Below are 2,605 nucleotides of genomic sequence, written 5' to 3'. Positions count from 1 at the left end.
CAGCTGGCCAGCTCGCCCGGCGGCGACAGCTACGCCGAGGCGCTGCGCGAGCTGTTCGAGCTCGATCCGACCGCCGTGGATGCGGTCGCGACCGCCGGCGAGCTGCCAGTAGTGCCGGGAGGACTTGATGTCAGCGCCGAAACCGGGTCGGCCGGGTAGACGTTTTGGGTGACGTAATCCGCATCGGTACCCGGGGCAGCTTGTTGGCCACCACCCAGGCCGGGACCATCCGTGATGCCTTGGTGGCTGCTGGACAGCCCGCTGAACTGGTCGTGATCAGCACGGCCGGGGATGTCACGTCCGGGCCTATCGCCGATATCGGCGTGGGGGTGTTCACCGCTGCGCTGCGCGAGGCCATTCTCGACGGCCGAGTCGATGCTGCCGTGCACTCGCACAAGGACCTGCCGACCGCTGCCGACTCCCGGTTCCTGCTTGCCGCAAATCCGCCTCGTGAGGACGCGCGGGATGCGCTGGTGGCGCGTGACGGATTGGTGTTGGGGGAGTTGCCGGCGGGTGCCGTAGTGGGCACATCTTCGCCGCGAAGGGCAGCACAGCTTAGAGCACTGGGTCTCGGTTTGGAAATTCGCCCCCTACGAGGCAACCTAGATAGCAGGTTGAACAGGGTAAGCAGCGGCGAACTCGACGCCATCGTGGTAGCCCGGGCGGGTCTGGCCCGGCTGGGACGCCTCGACGCGGTCACCGAGACGTTGGAACCGGTACAGATGTTGCCGGCTCCGGCCCAAGGGGCACTGGCGGTGGAGTGCCGCGCCGGTGATACGGCATTGGCGGAGCTGCTGGCGGAGTTGGACGACGCCGACACCCGCCTGGCGGTCACCGCCGAGCGGACCCTGCTCGCCGAACTGGAGGCGGGTTGTTCCGCACCGGTGGGCGCGATCGCCGAAGTGGTCGAGTCCATCGATGAGGACGGCCGGGTCTTCGATGAGCTGTCGCTGCGCGCTTGCGTAGCGGCGCTGGACGGATCCGACGTGATCCGCGCGTCCGGCATCGGCAGTCCGGACCGAGCCCGGGAACTGGGCGTGTCGGTCGCGGCGGAACTGTTCGAGTTGGGTGCGCGCGAGCTGATGGCGGACGCACGGTGAAGACGTGCGTCGGAAGTGAGTGAGAAGTGACGGGGAGTACGGAATGTCTCGCCAGGTGAGCGTGCGAGGGCAGAAGCCCAAGCCGGGCCGTATCGTTTTCGTCGGCTCGGGTCCCGGCGACCCAGGTCTGCTGACGACCCGGGCACGGACGGCGCTGACGCATGCCGCGCTGGTGTTTATCGACCCGGATGTGCCCGAGGCGGTGCTGGCGCTGGTCGGCACGGATCTGCCTCCGATCGCCGGTCCGATGCTGCCGGCCCCCAAGACGGACAAGGCCAGTGACGACGCGGCCGGCAGCGCCGGTGGCGCCGACGATGACGCTGCCGATGAGGCTGCTGCGACCGTTCCGGGCGGCCCCGACATCCGCCCGGCGCTGGGCGAGCCGGCCGAGGTGGCCAAGATCCTGGCGGCCGAGGCGCGCTCGGGCACCGACGTGGTGCGGTTGGTCGCCGGTGACCCGCTGTCGATCGACGCGGTCATCACCGAGGTGAACGCGGTGGCTCGCACCAACGTTGCATTCGAGATCGTTCCGGGCCTGCCCGCCACCAGTGCGGTGCCCACCTACGCCGGTCTGCCGCTCGGTTCGTCGCACACGGTGGCCGATGTCCGCGACCCGAACGTGGATTGGGGCGCGCTGGCCGCCGCTCCGGGGCCACTGATCTTGCAGGCCACTACTTCGCACTTGCCGGAGGCGGCCCGCACCCTGATCGAGTACGGCCTGTCGGACGGCACGCCGTGCGTGGTCACCACCTCGGGGACCACCTGTGCGCAGCGTTCGATCGAGTCCAGCCTCGGCGGCCTGACGGAGGCGTCGGCGCTGGCGAGCATCGACCCGGTCATCCTGCCCAACGGCCAGGAGACCTCGGCCGGGCCGCTGGTGGTGACCATCGGCAAGACGGTGAGCAACCGGGCCAAGCTGAACTGGTGGGAGAGTCGCGCACTGTACGGCTGGACGGTTCTGGTGCCGCGCACCAAGGACCAGGCCGGGGAGATGAGCGACCGGCTGATCGGGCACGGCGCCTCACCGATCGAGGTTCCGACCATCGCCGTCGAGCCGCCGCGCAGCCCAGCCCAGATGGAAAGGGCCGTCAAGGGTTTGGTGGACGGCCGCTACCAGTGGGTGGTGTTCACCTCGACCAACGCGGTGCGCGCGGTGTGGGAGAAGTTCGCCGAGTTCGGTTTGGACGCACGGGCGTTCTCCGGGGTGAAGATCGCCTGCGTCGGCGAGGCCACCGCGGAGCGGGTCCGGGCGTTCGGGATCAGCCCCGAGCTGGTGCCGTCCGGCGAGCAGTCCTCGCTGGGCCTGCTGGACGAATTCCCGCCCTACGACGATGTTTTCGACCCGGTGAACCGAGTGTTGCTGCCGCGTGCGGACATCGCCACCGAGACGCTGGCCGAAGGGCTGCGCGAGCGGGGCTGGGAGATCGAGGACGTTACCGCCTACCGCACCGTGCGGGCCGCTCCGCCGCCGGCGACCATCCGCGAGATGATCAAGACCGGCGGGT

2 protein-coding genes and 1 pseudogene are annotated in these 2,605 nt (G+C 69.5%); all 3 read left to right on the top strand.

The window, feature by feature from the left end; genetic code table 11:
* Nucleotides 1-159: pseudogene (locus AC2VOG_RS18055) on the top strand (glutamyl-tRNA reductase); the annotation flags it as partial.
* Between the two features lie 5 nt (nucleotides 160-164).
* Nucleotides 165-1,100, top strand: coding sequence for a hydroxymethylbilane synthase (hemC, locus tag AC2VOG_RS18050; protein WP_486941215.1), 936 nt, complete (start codon nucleotides 165-167; stop codon nucleotides 1,098-1,100).
* A gap of 43 nt (nucleotides 1,101-1,143) precedes the next feature.
* Nucleotides 1,144-2,605, top strand: a 1,462-nt coding sequence (locus AC2VOG_RS18045; protein WP_486941214.1) for a bifunctional uroporphyrinogen-III C-methyltransferase/uroporphyrinogen-III synthase, incomplete at its 3' end; no start/stop codon positions are given.

This window comes from Mycobacterium sp. TH-M11 (genome assembly GCF_057473725.1).
Note: the sequence above shows the minus strand (reverse complement) of the source record. Positions and strands in the feature narration are given on the sequence as shown.